This window comes from Clostridium sp. 7_2_43FAA (genome assembly GCF_000158375.2).
Lineage (GTDB): Bacteria > Bacillota > Clostridia > Clostridiales > Clostridiaceae > Clostridium > Clostridium tertium.
In genome coordinates, this window is record NZ_JH815222.1 from 2,032,517 (window position 1) to 2,052,371 (window position 19,855).

The following is a 19,855-nucleotide window of genomic DNA, read 5'->3' on the forward strand; positions in this document are numbered from 1 at the left end:
TAATTTATGAAATTAAAAATATATATCCGAAAACTCTATATCTATTTTTTCTTGTAATTCATTAATTTCTAAATTATTATTCAGTAATACAACTTCTCCTTTAATATTATTATCATATGGAAATGTTATTTTAAATATATTTCCATACTTTATTCCTGCGTTTATTGTTATTTTCCCATTATGTAATTCTACTAATCCCTTAGTTAAAAATAACCCTAAACCACTTCCCTCCGATGGCCTATTTAATGATGTATTTACTTTTGTAAATTTATCAAATATAACCTTCCTCTTATCTTCTGGAATAGCTTCTGCATCATTTATAACTTCTATAATTATATTTTTCTTATTTTCTATTCTTAGCATAACGTATATATTACCTTTAAATTTACCATATTTTAAAGAATTAGATAAAATATTTAACATTATTCTCTCTATATAATCTTTATCACAATAAAAGTATATTTCTTCATACTCAGGATCAAAAGTTAATTTTGTTTCTCTGAGATTCATATAAAAATTACATGATAACACTACATTTTCTATTATATCTACAATATTATAAACTCTTTTATTAATTTCTAAAAATCCTTCTGAAAGCTTATTACTATCTATAAAGTTATTAATCGTTCTAATTAATCTTAGACAGTTTTGCCTTATTATATTATTATTTCTATTAATTTTTGTTACTTCACAATTCTTTAAATACATATCATTTAATTGAAGTGCAGAATAAATAACATTTATAGGCGTTCTTAATTCATGTGATATATTAGAATAAAATTCATCCTTAATATTTTCATCATTAATTTTTTTCTCAAGTTTTAAAATTTCATCTCTTTGCTTTACTAATTTAGTTACATCATTAAATAATAATATTTTTTTATCATCATAAATCTTAACTAAACTAACCTCTAGCTCTTTAATTTCTCCATATTCATCTTGTATGCTTACCTCAGCAGAAAAATCATTTATCTCATAATCATCAGGATATTCTATACCTATAATTTTATTTAATATATAGTTTAGTCTTAATTCACTTTGAGTACATACTATTTTACTAGGCACATTATAATATATATCATTATAATAATTTGAATGAACCATTATATCATTTTCAAAAAGTAACAATCCATCAGAAAAGGCATTGACAACATCGTAATACCTCTTTTCACTTTTTTCTAAAAGCAAATTTAATTCCTTTAATTCCTTTTCTCTTCTTTTTAGATTTTTATGTAAATTTGTTTCAATTTTTCTTACTTTATTTAAACTTTCATATGCACTGGAATAAGCATTAGATAATAAAGCTTCTTCAAATTTCTCATAGGTCAAAAAATATGCTAATAATTTTATAATCCATATAAAAGAAGTTAAATTAACATCTAATATTCCCATTAATGTCATAAGACTATCGCTTAATATTAGTAATACACTAGTATATATAATCCATTTATTTCCGCTATCTAGCTTCTTATATTGATATAGGATAAATCCAAATAAAATAAGTAATATAATTTGATTTATAATAAATTGCTTATTAGGATTATTATATATCTCTCTTAAATAAGTTAATTTATTGTATGCTATTAATGGAAACATATAAATTATAGGTATAACTATAATAAAAATTAAATTTTGAATTTTAGGAGAATATCTTTTTTTATATAAAATTATGCTTGATATTATGTTTATTAGCTCTAAATATGTAATTAGCCCTATAAAAGACAGATGAAATCCAAGCATTTCATCTTGCAATAAATATTCTAGGTCTATAAACCTTAACATAGCTATATAAAAATAACCAACTCCAATGTATTTTAACAGTCCTAAATCCTTATTGCTAACTTTTACAATGCTTATTATGAATATTAGTATTGATATTGAAAAGCAAAGTAATCTAGTTATAAATATGTATTCATTTACCATTTTAAAAGCTATATTAATAATAATTAGCATTACAAGTATAGGTATAAATATATTAAACATTAACCCTTTACGCCTATAATTTTTTTCACTTAACATCTATCTTCTAATCACCCTTCATTTATACAACTTAATTGTAAAAATAGTTCCTTTTCCTATATCACTAATTATTTCTACATCTCCATTTTGAGCCTTAATTAAATTATATACAACAAAAAGACCTACTCCAAAACCTGTTGAGCTATTATTTTTTACTCTATCTTCAACCTCATACTTTTTAAAGGCTTTTTTTATAAATTCTTTACTCATACCTATTCCAGTATCACCTACCTCTATAAGTACTTCCTCTTCTGAATCTTTTATATTTATAAATATAGTTCCATTCTCATTAGTAAATTTTAATGAATTTGATACTAAATTTAATATAACTCTTTGCATCATTTCTTTATCAAAATAAACATATATCTCTTCTTCATCAGTATCGAAAAGTATATTTATTCCTTTGCTCTTTATATGCGTAGAAAGAGAATCTAGGTAATCCTCAACAAATTCTACGATATTATCTAAAACTAAGTGAGCCTCTAAGTTTTCCGAATCTATTTTACTTGTATCTATAAGATTATTAGCAAACTTAGTAAGAAGAAAGCAATTTTGCTTACTTATTTCATTATACGCACTTATTTTTTCTATATCATTATTTTCAATTAATATTTTCTCTAATTGTATTGCCGAATATATTACACTTATAGGTATCTTTAAATCATGAGAAATATTCGATAAAAAGTTTTTCTTTATTTCTTCTTTCATCTTTATGCTCTCTAACTCTTCTTTCATAGATACGAGCTTTATTTCTTCAGTTAAGTCTTTTAATAATAATATACATTCTGATTCTTCACCATTTAAAGAAAAGAATCTAACTTCTACTTTCTTATCATCTTTATCTATTGTCGTTGAATATGGCCCTCTATTTATATCAACTACTATTTTTCTTATATCAATATTAAAATTTATATAGTTATCTATTCTTCTATTTACAACTTCTCTTAAATTTTCTTTTTCTATTATTTTCAAAAAATTTGAATTACAATAAGATATCCTAAGATTATTATTTATTATCACTATAGGATCAGGTAAGCAACCTAAAAAACTTTTATATACTAAATGTCTATCCTTTAACTTTCTATAAGCTTCTTCTAGTTTATAGTTACTTTCTATTATTTCTTTATTTATCTCTTCTAATTTTTTATTTGTCTTAACTGTTTCTTTAAAAATAAAATTATAATTTTCCTTTGCTATATTGACTATTACAAATAAAATTGTAGCTGTATAAATCAACAATTTTATCACACTAACTATATCAACAAGCAAATATATTTCTATATTTTTCATAAAAATTCTAATAATAAAATCTATCGTTATAATATTTAAATTTAACTTTAGTAAATATATTTTTTTATTAAATATTCCCTTATTTATATTAAGATATCTATATGTTGCTATTAGAAGCACTGCAGTTGTAATTATATATAATAAATATATAAAATTCTTATATATAATATTATTTATTAAACTTAAAAATGAAACAATCCCAAATAATAAAATATACTCTAAATATATTTTATTACAAATTCCAGTATCATCTTTATATTTAGCTATTATATAATATAGAAGTACTATATTAAGAGATTTAAACTCATAACACCTACTATATCCTATCTTAGAAAGAACTATTTTCAATTCTTGAAATTGATTTTCAGGAGTTGAAAATACCATAAAAACTATACACATAATAAAAAGAAATATTTGCAATATTCCGTATATTTGCTTCTTAGTTAGACTCTTTAAATGTATTGTAAACATAAGTAAAATCATAACTATTATTATATTCAATGCTTGTACAATATCATATATGGCTATAAAGTCATATATTAAGGCTATCTGGTACATACTAAAGAAAATTAAGCTTATTAATATATATGATAATAATTTTTTCATATTAATATAATAAATTTTCATTCTAAAATTATTATAATCCACACTATTTCTCCTCGCTAGCAATTATTACTACATAATTTTACATCATTTCCTTTTATATGTGAATAAATTTTAAAAATTTTGTAGATTTTTTGTAGATATGGTAAGTATATGAACTTATTATATAAGTTCATATACTTATTTCTTTAATATTCTATTTTTCTAACCATTTTACAATATCATTAATAACTTCATCTTTATTTGCTTCATTTAGCATCTCATGCCTTCCATCTTTATATAACTTATAACTAATGTCTTTTACACCAATTTTTTTATAGCTTTCATAAAGACTTATTATTCCTTCCCCAAAATAACCAACTGGATCTCTATCTCCCGCAAAAATATAAATAGGAATGTCTAAAGCTTTTATTTTTTCTAAGTTTTCATTTTTATGTATGTCCCATAATCCATTTATTAAATCATAATAAAAAGGAGTTGGATATATAAATCCACAGTACTCATCATTTATATATTTGTCTACTTCATTTTCATCTGAGCATAACCAATCAAAACTAGTCCTTGGATTTTTTACACTTTTATTAAATCCCCCAAATGATAACTTGTCCATTAATCCACTTCTTTTATTATTTCCTTTAATAAACATTTCAAATTTAGCAACAGCTAATCCAGCTTTAGTAAAGGCTTTTGGACTTCCATTGCTTCCAGATAAAATAATAGCATCAATAGTATCCCCATACATTTGTATATATCTTTGACTTAAGAAAGATCCCATGCTATGACCAAATAATATTAATGGTATCTCTTTATTTTCATTTTTAATAATTTCATTTAATCTTCTTATATCTTCAATCATTGAATAAAATCTATTTTCTTTACTTATAAAACCCAGTTCATTTAAGTCATTTACACTTTTTCCATGCCCACTATGATCATGAGCATAAACTGTATATCCCTCTTCAACAAGTCTATTTGCAAAATAATCATATCTTCCAGCCCATTCTGACATCCCATGAACTATTTGAATAACAGCTTTTGGCTTCCTTGAATTATCACTCCATTTATAGCAACTAATATTTATTCCTTCTTTATTCTTAAAAACAAAATTTTTCATAGTAACTCCTCCGATTTTCTATTTATTATATTATCTCTTCTATATTTATCCCTGTCAAACTTCAATAATTAATAAAATCTTATAACAACCTTATTTGTAAGTATATAAAGTTATGATATACTATTCATAGTTAAAATCAAAAATTTATTATTATTTGATTATCTATTAATATTATTGTATATAATATTGGATAAGTATTATAAGGTGGTGAAAAAGATTAGTATTAAATCAATAATAAGCATTATAGCTTCAAAAATTACAATTTTTCTAACAAAAACAATACTAAAAGGGGGAACAACCTTTCCTGGAAAAGTAGCCTTAAAAATAGATAGAAATATACTTTCAAAGGTATCCAAAGGCTACAAAGTAGTTTTAATCACAGGTACTAACGGTAAAACTACTACGACTAGCATGATTTATAACATTATAAAAGAAAGCGGAAATAAGGTTATTACTAATAATACTGGTGCAAACCTTTTTCCTGGAATAGTTACAACATTCATTGATAACTATAAGTTCTTTAATAAAGTTGAAGATTCTTATGCAGTTATTGAAGTTGATGAAGCTAACTTAAAATATATAACTGAATATATTAATCCAGAAATAATAACTGTGACAAACCTTTTTAGAGATCAGCTAGATAGATATGGTGAAGTTTACACTACTTTATCAAAAATATTAGAAGGAATACACCTTTCTCCTAATACTACATTAGTCTTAAATGGAGATGAATCTCTCTTAGGTAAATTAGAACTTCCAAATAAAACTGTATTTTATGGTTTTAATGCAAGTATAGGAGATAATAAAGATATAGAAATAAATGCTGATGCTAAGTTCTGCAAATTCTGTAAGTCTCCTTATGAATATAATCATATTACATATAATCATTTAGGTGACTTCTACTGTACAGGCTGTGGCTTTAAAAGAGCTCCTTTAGAATATGCAGTAACTGAAATTTTAGAACTAACACCTGATAGTTCAACTGTAAAGCTTAATGATTTAGAAGTTACTATAAGCCAATCAGGTGCTTATAACATTTATAACGGTCTTTGTGCTTATGCTGTAACTAAAGAAATTGGAATAAATGATGCTTCAATAAAAAAATCATTACAAAACCAAGATTCTAGTTTTGGAAGACAAGAAGCATTAAATATTGAAGGTAAAGATGTAAAGATTATTTTAGTTAAAAACCCTGCAGGATATAATCAGGCTTTAGATACGCTTTGTTTAAATAAAGATCCTTTTGCTGCAGCATTTCTTTTAAATGATAATTATGCAGATGGTACTGATGTTTCTTGGATATGGGATGTTGACTTTGAAAAGCTTCATGACCTTAATATTAATGAAGTATTTGTTTCTGGTATAAGATGTTATGATATGGCAGTTAGACTTAATGTAGCTGGATTAAATAAAGATAACTTTATAATTGAAGAAACTTTTGAAGAGCTAACAGAAAAAATTAAAAATAGTAAAAATGATAAAATTTATATTCTTGCTACTTACACTGCTATGATTAACTTTAGAAAATATCTTCATTCAAAAGGTTACATTAAAAAACTTTGGTAAATAAGGAGGTTTATAAATGGAATTAAATATTTGTCATCTTTATCCTGATTTACTTAATGTTTATGGAGATGTTGGTAATATTCTAATACTTAAACATAGAGCTGAGCAAAGAGGAATAAAGGTTAATATAATTAATACGTCATTAAATGATGAATTTGACTCAGAAAATACAGATATACTATTTTTTGGTGGCGGTCAAGATTTTGAGCAATCAATAGTTTCTAATGATTTAAAAACTATAAAAAAACCTAGCTTGCAAAAATATATTGAAGATGAAAAGGTAGTTATTGCAATTTGTGGTGGTTATCAATTGCTTGGAAAATATTATATGGCTCCAAATGGAGAAAAAATTGAAGGTTTAGGAATTCTTGATATATATACAGAAGGTGGGGATACTCGCTTTATAGGAAATACAGTTATATATAATGAAGAGTTTAATGAAACATATGTAGGTTTTGAAAATCACTCTGGTAGAACTTATACTAATGGGTTAAAACCACTAGGAAAGTGTGTACATGGCTATGGAAATAACGGTGACGATGGAAACGAAGGTTGTATATATAAAAATACATTCTGTAGCTATTTCCATGGATCATTATTATCTAAAAATCCTGAGTTAGCAGATAGATTTTTAAATATAGCTTTAAGTAAAAAATATGATAATATAAACCTAGAAAAAATAGATGATTCTCTTGAACTAAAAGCAAAAGAAGTTATGATAAAAAGATTAGAAAATAAGAAATAAAATTAAGGCAAACTATTATACACAGTAGTTTGCCTTAATTTTTTATTTATTTAATACATTTATATCTTTTAAATATTGAATTTCCCAGTCTTCTATTTCATTTAATGACTTAAATCTATAGCCTTTTTCTTTATAAAAATCAATTATACCTTGAAGTGATTCTACAGTAGCATATTTGTCCCCTAAATCATGCATAAGAACTACTTCAACATCATATAATCCACCTTCATCTCTTATTCTTGAATTAATAAACTCTGCTGATATATCTTTAGATTCCGCATCTCCTACTGCAATAGTCCAATCTATATAATATTCACCATTTTTTGATATACGCTCTTTTATTTTAGATAATACATTAATATCACAAACCTTGTTATCAGCACCACCTGGTAATCTTATAAAATTTAAGTTTCTTTTTCCTAATATACTTTCAATAGTACTCTTGCATTTATCTAAATCTTTAAAATAATTTTCTTCACTTTTATATAGAGATGTATAATCATGCATATTGCAATGAGGCATTATGCACATTCCACTTTCATTTAGTGATTTTATCATATATGGATATATATTAGCAGAATCTCCAACAACAAAAAAAGTTGCTTTTATATTATTTTCATTTAATATATTAATTAACTCTTTAGTTATATTTACAGATGGTCCATCATCAAAAGTTAAATATACAGTTTTCATATGATTTTCTGTATACAATGCAGAAACTGGGATATAATTTATATTGTTAAGAAATATAAAAAGTGCAATAAAACTAATAAATCTACTAAACTTTTTGATATTAACCACCTCTTTCTTATATTTGTATTTTGTACAATTATTAAATTTATATTACATGTAAATTAAACCACTTAACAATCATTCTATATGTTGTTATTATGTAAAGTGGGTGTTATACTTAAATTTGTGTATAAACCTAATAGTTTCAAAATGAGAAATTAAATCATATTCATTTTTAAGTTGTTAATATACATCTTATTTATAGTATTATATTAAATAGACAATAAACCTGTTTAATATTAATTACATATGCTTTAAGTGAATATTTTAAAAGAAGCCATATATTGTTTAAATTTTTATATAAATTACTAAAATACATAATTTAAAAAATATTATATTCATATAATTAGGTTATCTATTTTTGTTAGCTATATAATTTATTACAACTTATATATATTAAAATCTTTAGAAATGGGGAGATGAAATTGAAAAAGAAAAATTTACTAAAGTCGTTGGCAGTTGCTCTTTCTATTTCGTTATTAGCTCCTTTTGCTAATAAAGTAAGTGCACAAGAGACAAATATTCAAACTCCAGAAATTATTGGAGAAGCCGCTGTAACAATGGACATTAATACAGGTGAAATTATTTATTCAAAAAATGCCGATTTAAAATTATCACCTGCAAGTACTACTAAACTTATGACTGCTCTACTTTTTGCAGAGAACAAGTCAAAATCAGACACATTAACTTTTAGTGATACTGTCGTTAAGGTAACTGAAACATCACTAAATAACTACAAAGCAATAAATCCTGGAGATAAAATTTCAGCAGAAGATACTATGAAAGCTGTAATGATATTTTCTGCAAATGATACTGCTTATTTAATGGCAGAGTCAGTTGGTGGTACAGTAGATAACTTTATAAATATGATGAACGATAAGGCTGCGGAATTAGGACTTAAAAACACTCATTTTGTTAATCCATCAGGATTAGAAATTGATCCTTTAAATCCTAGCAATACTGAAATAAATCAAACTACAGCATATGACTTAGCTCAAATAGGAATTGCTGCTTTTAAAAACGATTGGGTTAGAGAAACCATGGCTCCTAAGAGTGGTGAAATTAGTGTTAGCCTTTCAGGCACACCTATAATAATTGAATCTAGAAACAAATTACTTGGTAAAAATGGTAATATAGGTGGTAAAACAGGAACTGAAGAACAAGCTGGACACTGCTTTGTAGGATTTTATGAAAGAGATGGTAGAGATCTAGTTACTGTAGTTCTAAAATCTGAATATGGTGCAACTGGTCTTAATGTATTTGAAGATACAGAAAAATTAGCTAACTATAGTTATTCAGCACCAAAAGAAATCTATAAAAATGCTGGTGATGAAATTGGCACTGTAGATTTAACTTACAAATCATTTAGATTCTTTGGTCCTGAAAAGCAAATAACAGCTCCTATAGTTGTTAACGAAGATGTAGAATACTATAAAAATGATTTTAATGATAAAAATGCTACTCTTTCTTATAATGGAGATGTAAAAGATGCTTGGAAATTAAGTGGTAATAAAGAAGTTAAGTTAACATTTTCTACTCCAGGACATACTGAAGATGTTTTAGGAATGGTTAAACTTTCATCTTTTGAGCTTATTAAAGCTAATTTACCTATATATTTATTATCATTATTAATTATTGTAATTATATTAGTTTTAATATTATTTATAGTAAGAATAATTAATATGAAAAAAAGAAGAAGAAGAAGATATTATTAAAAATAAAAGGTAGATTTAATTAAATCTACCTTTTATTTAATTTTAATTCTTATTTATATAAATTAGAATAAATATATGCTATAATCCTAAAGAAAATATTTTAAAGGGGAGATTCTATTTTGAATAAAGTTGATTTTAAAGGAAGCGTCGTTTTAAACCCTGTCCCTGTAGTTTTAATTACATCTAGAAATAAATCAGGAAAAGATAATGTTTTTACAGTTGGATGGACTGGAACAATCTGTACAAAGCCTCCAATGCTTTCTATTTCCATTAGACCTGAAAGACTTTCTTATGAATACATATGTGAAACTATGGAATTCATTGTTAATATGCCCTCTTCTGAAATGGTTAAAGCTGTAGATTACTGTGGAGTTAAACCGGGTAGAAAATTTGATAAAATAAAAGACATGGGATTTACAATGAAAGAAGGAACAAACGTTAATGTTGCCTATATAGATGAATGCCCTGTTACTATCGAATGTAAGGTTAAAGATATAATAAAATTAGGCACACATGATATGTTTATTGCAGAGGTTGTAGGCTCTCATATAAATAGTAACTTAATAGATGAAAAAGGAAAAATCCATTTTGAAAAAGGTGATTTAATTTCATATTGTCATGGAGAATATTTTAAACTTCCTCAAAACTCTATTGGATCTTTTGGATTCTCCGTTTCAAAAAAAATTAAGGATTCTAAAAAACAGAAAGACAGTAAAATAAATAATAATAAAAAAATAGAAGAAAATTCCAAAAATAATTTCTTGAATAAAAATAATTCTCCTAAGAATAGTTCAAAATCAAATAGTAAAAAAAATTATATAAATAAATCAAAAAAAACAAGTAATTCAATTAAATTTAAAAAGAAAAATAAATAATCTCTAAATATATTATGGAATATATTTTTTGGATAAATTTACATACAAATTTGTTTTAATAAATGCTTATTATTCCAATAGATTCCTTGACTTTAAGTAAAAATCTATCTATACTCAATAATGTTACAATGAATTAGATTTGGGGGATTAAGCCATGTTTATATTAACATATACTATTAAATATGAAGAACTAGATGAGAAAATTGAAAAATTACAAATTAATGATATCTTCAATGTATTTTATGAAAGTCCTTTAGAAATTACTACTGATGAGTATGGATATGGTTATCTAGAAAAATCAGTTTCTACTATCGATATTAAAGTTGCTTATGAGCTAGATAAAGATAACTTATCTTCATTCAAGCACACTGTTTCTTCTATTTTAGAGACAGATTGTATAAATATTGAAGAAGTAAATTATGATTATGAAAATTATGACTTTCCTATGGTACATATAAATGATAACTGGGTTTTAGCTTCCCCTGATGAAGTTATAAATGATAAAAATACGCATAAAATTTCTTTTATTTCTCAAGGTGCATTTGGTACTGGATTGCATGAAACAACAAGAGACTTATTAAATGTTATTTTAACTGAAATTGATTTATGCAATAAATCAGTACTAGATATAGGCACTGGATCAGGAATTTTATCAGTTGCATCTGCTATTATAGGTGCATCAAAGGTTACTGCTTTAGATATAAGAGATGTAAGAGAAGAAGTTGAATTAAATGCTTCATTAAATGGATTATATAATATTGAAGTTTTAGTTGGCAATGCATTAAATGAAGAAGTTAAAATAGATGATAAATATGATTGGATTTATATAAATATAGGTGGAGAAGAAACTGAATTGTTTATGGACTTTATAAAAGAACATTTATTATCCAATGGAAAACTTCTTGTATCTGGACTTGTAGAATGGAGCTTTGATAAAGTTAAATCTATAGTTGAAAGTCATGGATTTAAACTTGAAACAAAATATCAAACTAATGAATGGATAACAGCTATATTTAATTAAAAAAGGAAAAAGCCTATATACTTGAGATAAACTTTCGTATATAGGCCTAATTATTATTCATTTTTTATTTTTCATACAGGTATTTATATATGTTATAATTTGCTTTAACTTTATCTACATACTTCTTTGTTTCTGGGAATGGTATATAATCTAAATTTTCACCATCTTGTGAATACTCTTCATCACTTAGCCATTTATTAACATTTCCACTTCCACCATTATAAGCCGCTAATATCAAATCTAAATTTTCATTAAATTCATTTTCTAAGTTTTTTAAATACCAACATCCCATTTTTATATTTAACTCTGGATCAAAAAGCATAGATGGTATAAAATAATTTATTCCAATTTCTTTGGCTGCCCATTCTCCTGTTGTATCCATAATCTGCATTAGTCCTTTGGCATCTCTCTTTGAAACAGCTTCCTTATTAAAATTACTTTCTGTCTTAATAACTGCTAATACAAGATACGGATCTACTTGATATTCCTCACTATACTTATTTATATAATCAGCATATTTGTATGGATACACATAGTTCTTCATTACTAATGTTATTCCAATATAAGCAATAAATACTGTAATTAGAATAGTCAAGATACGTTTAAACTTCATTGCTTTCTCCTTACTTATTTAATTACCTTTAAAAAATCCACTACCTTATCAACTTGATTCTTAGTTTTTAATAAGTCACCATTATTATCAATAATAATATGTGCATACTCTTTTTTCTTATCTAGCGATATTTGTGCATTTAACCTATTTACAGCTTCATCTCTAGATAATCTGTCTCTATTTTTTAATCTCATTATCTGAGTGTTATTATCTACCCATACTACAATTATATAATCCATATAATCATTAAGGTTATTTTCTATCAAAGTTGGAGCATCTAATATAACAATTGACTCTCCACTTTTTTCGTACTTATCTAGCTCTTCAAAAATTTCATCTTTTATATATGGAATAATTATCTCTTCATATTTTTTTCTCTGTTTTGGAAATCTAAAAATATGATTTCCAAATTCTCTTCTTCTAAATTCCCCTCTCCAATCGAAAAAACCTGATCCAAATTCTATTTTTATCTTATCTAGAATTTCAGGGTATTTAATAAGGACATCTCTAGAGATTGTATCTGCATCTATTATTTTAAATCCTTCTTCTCTAAGCATTCTTGACACAGTGCTTTTGCCAGAACCAATTCCTCCTGTTAACCCTATCTTAATCATTTTCAGTTAAGCCCCCTTATTTAGCCTCATACCATGTTTTACCCATATTAGTATCTACTTCAAGAGGTACTTTCATATCTAAAACTTTTTCCATTTCATCTTTAACTATTTGTTTTACCTCTTCAAGTTCATTTTCTTTAACATTCAATATAAGCTCATCATGCACTTGTAAAATCATTGTACTTTTTAGCTCTTTTTCCTTTAATTTATTATAAACATTAACCATAGCTAACTTAATTATGTCAGCTGCACTTCCTTGAATAGGAGCGTTCATAGCCAATCTTTCCCCTAATGCTTTCACTATTCTATTAGAAGATTTAATTTCTGGTATAAATCTTCTTCTATTTAAAATAGTTAATACATATCCATTTTCTTTTGCTTCTTGCATTACACTATCTAAATATCCCTTTATCTTAGGATATCTTTCGAAATAAATCTCCATATATTCAGAAGCTTCTTTTTTAGTTATGTGTAAATCCTGTGAAAGACTAAAATCACTTATTCCATAAACTATTCCAAAGTTTACAGCCTTAGCCCTACTTCTCATTAGTGATGTAACATCCTCTATTGGCACTTTAAATACTTCAGATGCAGTTTTCGTGTGTATATCACTATGATGCTTAAATGCATCTATCATATTTTCATCATTTGACATATGAGCAAGAACCCTTAATTCTATTTGTGAATAGTCACAAGATAATAAAATGTCACCTTCTTCATCAGGTATAAATACCTTTCTTATTTCTCTTCCCATTTCATATTTTATAGGGATATTTTGAAGGTTAGGCTCTGTACTTGATAATCTTCCTGTAGTAGTTACTGTTTGATTAAAGCTTGAATGAATATGCCCATCACTATCTATAACATTTTTTAATCCTTCCACATAAGTAGAATTAAGTTTTGTTATTTGTCTATAATAAGTTATCTTTGGTATTATTTCATGTTTATCTTGAAGTTTTTCTAAAACCTCAGCATTAGTTGAATAACCTGTTTTTGTCTTCTTAATTACAGGTAAATCTAATTTTTCAAAAAGTATTTTTCCTAATTGTTTTGGTGAATTTATGTTAAATTCCTCTTCTGCCAAATCATATATTTCTTTTTCTGTTCTAGTAATCTCTTCTTTAAATTTTATTGCTAAGTCATCTAGCATATTTTTATTTATATTGAATCCTAAAGCTTCCATAGAAGAAAGAACAAATATTAATGGATGTTCAACTTTATAATAAAGTTCTTCCATTTTTTCCTCCTCTATTTTCTTCTTTAATAATTCATATATATCTCTTAGTTTAAAGTTTACCTTTCCTTCTAAGATTTCACCTTCGCCAGTAATATCTTCACCTAGATACTCATTTATTAATGTTAATAAATCATATGATGATCTAGCTGAATCTATTAAATAAGCTGCTATAGCAGTATCAAATTCAAATGTCTTTATTGATATGTCCAGCTTATTTAATACTGTAACTAATGACTTCCCATCATGAATTATTTTAGTTAATTCTTCATTTTCCATGATTGCCTTTAAAGCTAAATTTGCTTCATCTTTGTTAACACTATAAATATTCTTAAAATTAATTAAATATACTTTATCTTCATTAGATAAATATATTTTACTTAGTTCTATTTCTGAGTATTTTGTACTATTTATAACATCATATGTTATATAACACACCTTATCTAATGACTTTGATAAATTAAGCAATTCCTCTAAATTATCTATAGTAATCAAATTTAAAGATTCTTCAGTTACTTCTAAATCTTTATCCGATTTAGGAAGTTTATCGAACATGGACTTCATTTGCAACTTAAAGAATAGCTTCCTTAATCCTTCTTTATCATATGATTCTTGACTTTTTATCTCATCTAAGTCAAATTCAATAGGTACTTCAGTTATTATAGTTGCTAGCTTTTTACTAAAAATAGCTTGTTCTCTAAAATTCTCTAGATTTTCTTTTAACTTTTTCCCACTAATATTATCTATATTATTTAATACTTCTTCTACAGAACCATAAGTTTGAATTAATTTATAAGCTGTCTTTTCTCCAACTCCCGGAACTCCAGGTATATTATCTGACTTATCTCCCATAAGACCTTTTACGTCTATAAACTGAGTTGGTGTTACTCCAAATTCTTCAACAAAAGTTTTATGATCATATACTGCTGTTTCAGTAACTCCTTTTTTTGTTATAACTACATTTATGTTATCTGATGCTAATTGTAGAGCATCCCTATCTCCAGTTACTACATAAACTTCAATATTATTTTTTTCTGCATACTTAGCTAAAGAACCTATTATATCATCTGCTTCAAATCCATCAATTTCATATTTACTTATAGATAATAAATCTAAAAGTTCCTTTACTATAGGAAATTGCTCTGCAAGTTCAGGTGGCATTTTCTTTCTGCCTGCTTTATAATCTTCATATTCTTTATGCCTAAAAGTTGGTCCCTTTCTATCAAAAGCTGCAACTATATAATCTGGTTTTAACTCTTCCTTCATTTTAAATAACATATTTGTAAATCCATAAACTGCATTTGTATGAATTCCATCACTAGTTGTTAACTCTGGAATAGCATAAAATGCTCTATTTAGAAGTGAGTTAGAATCTAATATCAATAATCTTTCCATATCTTCCTCCAAATTAAGGTGTTAACTCCTTAAATTTATGTTTATTATAAATTATACTATTTTTATAGTAACAAATCATTACATTTTAATTAATATATCTATTTGAATTAAAATCTATATTTAAACTATTAGAAAATACTTAAATCTAATTCTTCTGATAAATCTTTAATTACATGTAATCCTGATATACTATTTCCTTTTTCATCTAATGATGGTCCATAGATACCTATTCCATATTTCCTTGGAACAGTGGCAAGGATTCCTCCTCCTACCCCTGATTTTGCTGGAATTCCAACATGAACTGCAAACTCACCAGATGCATCGTACATTCCACAAGTAACCATAATAGTTTTTACTATTCTACATACCTCTCTTGACATAACTCTTTCATTCTTCCAAGGAATAACTCCATCATTAGCAAGAACTGATCCAAACCTAGCTAAATCTCTTGCGGATACTTCTATTGAGCATTGCTTAAAATATAAATCTAATATTTCCTCTACATCACCATCTAATATACCACTACTCTTCATGAAATATGCTAAAGCTCTATTCCTATTTCCTGTTTCCTTTTCTGATAAATATACTCTTTCATTTACTGATATACTTTCATTATTTGTAACAAGTCTTATAAAATCTAATATTTTTTGAAACTTTTCATTAACATCTTTACCATCTATTAATGATGTTGTAACTATAGCTCCAGCATTTATCATAGGATTATATGGTCTTCCTGTATCTCTAACCTCAAGGTTTACTATTGAATTAAATCCCATTCCAGTTGGCTCTACATTAACTTTTTTAAAGACATTCCGTCTTCCATTATCTCTAAGTGCTAAAATTAATGTAACAACTTTTGATATGCTTTGAATAGTAAATTTCTTGTCACATTCTCCTGAATAATATTCCTTTCCATTTAAATCAACTACACATATTCCTAAATCATCAGGATTTGCCTCTGACAATGCTGGAATATATGATGCGAGTTTACCATCACTTCCATATTTTCTGTTTTTATCAACTAATGTATCTAACAAATTAAACATTTATATCACCTCATGCTATCTTTTGTTTTATGTTAAATTATTTTGCCCCATATCTAAGTATTTCTATTATATTAATAATTATTATTATACACAAGGGAATTTATACCTCTATATTTTTAACTAGACTATTTTACTATATTATGTAAAAATAAATAATATAAATAATAAATCGAGGTGATTTCATGGATATGAAAAATATGTTATTAAAGTATGCAACATTAGCTGTAAAAAAAGGTGTTAATTTACAAAAAGATCAGGTTTTACTTGTTAATTCACCAGTAGAATGTATAGATTTCGCAAGGGCTATTGCAGAAGTTGCTTACAAAGAAGGCGCTAAAGAAGTTGTTGTTCATTATGGAGATCAAAAGTTACAAAGACTTAAACTTGAATATGCATCAATGGATACATTAAAAGAAGTACCAAATTGGGTATCTGAATCATATAACTCTTATGCTAGAGAAGGATGTGCAGTTATTTCAATTTCTGCTTCAGACCCAGATGCTTATAAAGATATTCCTATGGAAAAAATATCAACATTTCAAAAGCATCGTCAATTAGCTTTAAAGGAATACTATGATTATTCAATGGCAAACAAGATACGTTGGACTGTAGTATCTGTTCCAACTGAGGCATGGGCATTAAAAGTATTTAAAAACTCTAACTCTGAAGAAGCTGTATCAAAGCTTTGGGATGTAATATTTAATGTGGTTAGATTAAATAATGATGATCCAATCAAAGCTTGGGAAGAGCATAACAATAATATAGATAAAAAATTAGAATTTTTAAATTCTAATAAGTTCCAAAAACTTCATTATAGAAATTCTAAAGGTACTGATTTAACTATAGAGCTTCCTAAAGATCATATTTGGCTTGGAGGATCAGAAAAATGCACTTCTGGTATAGAATTTAATGCTAATATGCCAACTGAAGAAGTTTATACTCTTCCTAAAAAGCATGGAATTAATGGAACTGTTACTTCATCAAAGCCTTTAAGCTATGGAGGAAACCTAATTAATAACTTTTCTCTAACATTTAAAGATGGAAAAGTTGTTGATTTCAATGCTGAGGAAGGATATGAATCATTAAAAGAATTATTAGCTAGTGATGATGGTGCTAGTTATTTAGGAGAAGTTGCATTAGTTCCTTTCGATTCACCTATATCAAATTCTAATATAATTTTTTACAATACATTATTTGATGAAAATGCAGCTTGCCATTTAGCATTTGGTAAAGCTTATCCAACTTGTATAATTAACGGAGAAAATCTAAGCACTGAAGAACTTGCTAATAAAGGCGCAAATGATTCAATAATCCATGTTGATTTTATGATTGGAACAGATGATTTAGACATAACAGGATATACTTATGATAACACTGAAATTAAAATATTTGACTCAGGAAACTGGGCATTTTAGTTCTTCTTAATATTTCAAAACCTTTAATCATATATTAGTACATATTGAAGTATTTTACTTTATATATATTAATTACTTAAATTTGTTTATACTATGAAAATATTGTATATACTATATCTATGGGAGGGGTTTTGTTATGTTATTAAAGGAGGAAAAAATGGTTAAAGTTTTAGTATTAGGTGGAAGTGGATTTGTTTCTGAATCTCTTGCAACCTATTTAATTAATCGTGGCTATGATATTGATATTTTAACTAGAGGCTTAAGAAAGGTAAATTATTCAGGATACAAAGATCATATTATTTGTGATAGGAAAAATAAAGAAGATCTAAAAAATGCTTTATCTAATAAGAAATATGATGTGATATTTGATATTTCCGCTTACTCAAAGGATGATGTTGAAATTTTATTTTCATGTATTAATCCATCTACTTTAAAAAGATATATTTTCTGCTCATCTGCAGCAGTATATATCCCAAGTGCTGAAAATATTAAGGAAGATGCTAATAAAGGAGAAAATTCTACTTGGGGTAGTTATGGATATAATAAATTGCAGGCTGAACATTATATAAATGAATTAATAAAAAATAAAGGGTTACATGCAACAATATTTAGACCTAGCTATATTTATGGTGAAGGAAATGACTTATATAGAGAATGTTTTTTCTTTTGATAAAATAAAAAATGATGAAGTTATATTAGTTCCAAAAGATGATGTTAAAGTTCAATTTATTCATATTCAAGATTTAGTTAAGGCATTTGAATGTGCAATATATAATGATAATGATAATAGATCATATAATTTAACTAGCCCTGATTTATATTCTTGGGATGAAGTAATTAAATCCTGTGCATCTATTTTAAATAAAGAAGCTAAAATCAAAAAAATTCCTTTATCTAATTCAGAAGTTAGAAGTTACTTCCCTTTTAGAAGCACTAACTTTAATTTAAATATAATGGATCTTAGAGAAAATGGATTCCATTTACCAGTTATATATTTAAAAGAAGGATTAGAAATGTCATATAAATGGTATCTTGATAAAAAGCCTTTTTACCAAGACTCTAAACTTGTGAAAGCATTATAGTAAAAATAATTTATTTTATAACCATCATTTAATAGTTAATTTTAAGAGGTCTTAAACAAATAGCACCAAATAAGATACAGTTATTCTTATTTGGTGCTTTTAGTTTATTATTATAACTTATTTAATTATCATATAAATAAAGATATTACTTTTATAAGTATATTTAAATATAGAACTTTTTTATTCTATTTCATTTTTAGAATTATTATTTCTTCCATCTCTTCTTTCTAATTCTTCTTCCAGTACTTCCTTTATACCTTCCATTTTAGATTTTAATTTTTTCTTTGCATTAAATTTTTGAAATAATAAGGTTAAAGACGATGTGAATCCCATCATTTCTTGTGTTTCACTTAATAATATCTCCGTAGAATTTGAGTTTATTTCTTTAAATTCATATTTTGAAATATATTTATCATTGCTTATTGAATTTGTTACCTCGTATAACTTATTTTTTTCATATCCAGTTATACTAGTTTCCATTTCAATTTTTTGTTTCCCAACTTGTTTTATTACTTTTTTATAACTTACTTCCGTTGGATTTTTATCATTAAATTTAGGCATTTCTTTTTTATTTAAATCAATAAAAACTTTAAATACTCTTTCTATTGGATAATTTAAATTTATACTTATATTATAATTACTCATTAATAGTCCCCCTTATAACTTATATTACTAATCTTATTATTACATCTTTTCGAATAAATTACTATAAAAAA

Annotated in this window: 17 protein-coding genes; 8 read left to right on the plus strand and 9 right to left on the minus strand. The window is 25.7% G+C overall.

Annotation, left to right across the window (positions count from 1 at the left end; translation table 11 throughout):
* Positions 1 to 12: 12 nt before the first annotated feature.
* The 3 genes from CSBG_RS11255 to CSBG_RS11265 all read right to left on the minus strand — a co-directional run bounded on the left by CSBG_RS11255 (position 13) and on the right by CSBG_RS11265 (position 5,026).
* On the minus strand, positions 13 to 2,019 hold the full coding sequence (locus CSBG_RS11255; protein ID WP_008679610.1) for a HAMP domain-containing sensor histidine kinase: 2,007 nt from the start codon (positions 2,017 to 2,019) through the stop codon (positions 13 to 15).
* Between the two features lie 18 nt (positions 2,020 to 2,037).
* Entirely contained in the window at positions 2,038 to 3,957 is a 1,920-nt protein-coding gene (locus CSBG_RS17755) for a HAMP domain-containing sensor histidine kinase (RefSeq protein WP_008679612.1), read from the minus strand.
* A 151-nt stretch (positions 3,958 to 4,108) separates the two neighbouring features.
* Positions 4,109 to 5,026: an alpha/beta hydrolase gene (locus CSBG_RS11265; RefSeq protein WP_008679614.1), complete on the minus strand. Its 918-nt coding sequence runs from the start codon at positions 5,024 to 5,026 to the stop codon at positions 4,109 to 4,111.
* Positions 5,027 to 5,233: 207 nt separating this feature from the next.
* On the opposite strand from CSBG_RS11265, the gene CSBG_RS11270 reads away from it, so the two are divergent.
* Both CSBG_RS11270 and CSBG_RS11275 read left to right on the plus strand, forming a co-directional pair.
* Positions 5,234 to 6,592, plus strand: a complete 1,359-nt coding sequence (locus tag CSBG_RS11270) for a Mur ligase family protein (RefSeq protein WP_008679616.1) — start codon at positions 5,234 to 5,236, stop codon at positions 6,590 to 6,592.
* 16 nt (positions 6,593 to 6,608) lie between these two features.
* A complete protein-coding gene (locus CSBG_RS11275) occupies positions 6,609 to 7,337 on the plus strand; it encodes a type 1 glutamine amidotransferase (protein ID WP_008679619.1) in 729 nt (242 codons plus the stop codon).
* Positions 7,338 to 7,379: 42 nt separating this feature from the next.
* Here the strand turns inward: CSBG_RS11275 and CSBG_RS11280 are convergent, their stop codons facing one another.
* On the minus strand, positions 7,380 to 8,030 hold the full coding sequence (locus tag CSBG_RS11280) for a polysaccharide deacetylase family protein (protein ID WP_099346935.1): 651 nt from the start codon (positions 8,028 to 8,030) through the stop codon (positions 7,380 to 7,382).
* 524 nt (positions 8,031 to 8,554) lie between these two features.
* Between CSBG_RS11280 and CSBG_RS11285 the strand changes: the two genes are divergently transcribed.
* From CSBG_RS11285 to CSBG_RS11295, 3 genes are all read left to right on the plus strand, one after another.
* A complete protein-coding gene (locus CSBG_RS11285; RefSeq protein ID WP_008679622.1) occupies positions 8,555 to 9,844 on the plus strand; it encodes a D-alanyl-D-alanine carboxypeptidase family protein in 1,290 nt (429 codons plus the stop codon).
* A gap of 119 nt (positions 9,845 to 9,963) precedes the next feature.
* Positions 9,964 to 10,719, plus strand: coding sequence for a flavin reductase family protein (locus CSBG_RS11290; protein WP_008679625.1), 756 nt, complete (start codon positions 9,964 to 9,966; stop codon positions 10,717 to 10,719).
* 154 nt (positions 10,720 to 10,873) lie between these two features.
* Entirely contained in the window at positions 10,874 to 11,740 is an 867-nt protein-coding gene (locus CSBG_RS11295; protein WP_008679626.1) for a 50S ribosomal protein L11 methyltransferase, read from the plus strand.
* A 64-nt stretch (positions 11,741 to 11,804) separates the two neighbouring features.
* Here the strand turns inward: CSBG_RS11295 and CSBG_RS11300 are convergent, their stop codons facing one another.
* The 4 genes from CSBG_RS11300 to glsA all read right to left on the minus strand — a co-directional run bounded on the left by CSBG_RS11300 (position 11,805) and on the right by glsA (position 16,642).
* Positions 11,805 to 12,353 (minus strand): lytic transglycosylase domain-containing protein, encoded by a 549-nt coding sequence (locus CSBG_RS11300; protein WP_008679628.1) that lies wholly within the window; start codon positions 12,351 to 12,353, stop codon positions 11,805 to 11,807.
* A 14-nt stretch (positions 12,354 to 12,367) separates the two neighbouring features.
* Positions 12,368 to 12,967 carry a dephospho-CoA kinase gene (gene coaE, locus CSBG_RS11305; RefSeq protein WP_008679630.1) on the minus strand — a complete coding sequence of 200 codons (600 nt, stop codon included), beginning with the start codon at positions 12,965 to 12,967 and terminating at the stop codon, positions 12,368 to 12,370.
* Between the two features lie 16 nt (positions 12,968 to 12,983).
* Positions 12,984 to 15,596: a DNA polymerase I gene (polA, locus tag CSBG_RS11310; RefSeq protein WP_008679632.1), complete on the minus strand. Its 2,613-nt coding sequence runs from the start codon at positions 15,594 to 15,596 to the stop codon at positions 12,984 to 12,986.
* A 128-nt stretch (positions 15,597 to 15,724) separates the two neighbouring features.
* Entirely contained in the window at positions 15,725 to 16,642 is a 918-nt protein-coding gene (gene glsA, locus CSBG_RS11315; RefSeq protein WP_008679633.1) for a glutaminase A, read from the minus strand.
* Positions 16,643 to 16,830: 188 nt separating this feature from the next.
* Between glsA and CSBG_RS11320 the strand changes: the two genes are divergently transcribed.
* From CSBG_RS11320 to CSBG_RS17765, 3 genes are all read left to right on the plus strand, one after another.
* Entirely contained in the window at positions 16,831 to 18,057 is a 1,227-nt protein-coding gene (locus CSBG_RS11320) for an aminopeptidase (protein ID WP_099346934.1), read from the plus strand.
* A gap of 136 nt (positions 18,058 to 18,193) precedes the next feature.
* Positions 18,194 to 18,727, plus strand: coding sequence for an NAD-dependent epimerase/dehydratase family protein (locus CSBG_RS17760; protein WP_051005285.1), 534 nt, complete (start codon positions 18,194 to 18,196; stop codon positions 18,725 to 18,727).
* Positions 18,696 to 19,139, plus strand: a complete 444-nt coding sequence (locus tag CSBG_RS17765) for a hypothetical protein (RefSeq protein ID WP_051005286.1) — start codon at positions 18,696 to 18,698, stop codon at positions 19,137 to 19,139. The genes CSBG_RS17760 and CSBG_RS17765 overlap by 32 nt, the downstream gene beginning before the upstream one ends.
* A gap of 180 nt (positions 19,140 to 19,319) precedes the next feature.
* Here CSBG_RS17765 and CSBG_RS11330 read toward each other — a convergent pair whose 3' ends face one another.
* Positions 19,320 to 19,784 (minus strand): DUF3284 domain-containing protein, encoded by a 465-nt coding sequence (locus tag CSBG_RS11330; protein WP_008679635.1) that lies wholly within the window; start codon positions 19,782 to 19,784, stop codon positions 19,320 to 19,322.
* Between the last annotated feature and the right edge of the window lie 71 nt (positions 19,785 to 19,855).